Source organism: Vibrio sp. D173a, assembly GCF_030248475.1.
Genome location: NZ_JAHGAH010000816.1, coordinates 1 through 390, shown reverse-complemented (window position 1 = coordinate 390; position 390 = coordinate 1). Strand labels below are relative to the sequence as shown.

The window sequence follows — 390 nt, the reverse complement described above, 5'->3', positions numbered from 1 at the left end:
GAAATGGCGTTTATTGTTATTTTGCTCTTCTCATTTATCGTTTGCGCTTTCTTATCAATATTTCTATCACTCTAACTTTGAGTGAAAGACCACTTGAAGTTGGAAAAATCACGATTTCCCCGCCTTACCCCTGTAAAACTAGTACTTTTGAAGCTTTAAAAGAGAAAGTTGAACATGTGGCTACAAATGTTTAATTTCTTTTGCGTTAAATGTTGACACATTTCCATAAACACGCAGTTTTGGGTGTTGCAGGAAGGTAGATTTGCAAATTAAATCAATTTTAATGCATTTTTATTTCTGGAGGTTGTCTTGAAAAAGTCAGCATTGCTAGTCCTAGAAGACGGGACAGTATTCCACGGTGAATCCATTGGCGCAGACGGTTCTGCTGTT

General features: G+C 36.9%; 1 protein-coding gene. It reads left to right on the top strand.

Annotated features, from left to right (window positions below; translation table 11 throughout):
- A partial coding sequence (locus KIV40_RS29510) for a hypothetical protein (RefSeq protein ID WP_285352807.1) occupies positions 1-194 on the top strand: 194 nt, incomplete at its 5' end.
- Between the last annotated feature and the right edge of the window lie 196 nt (positions 195-390).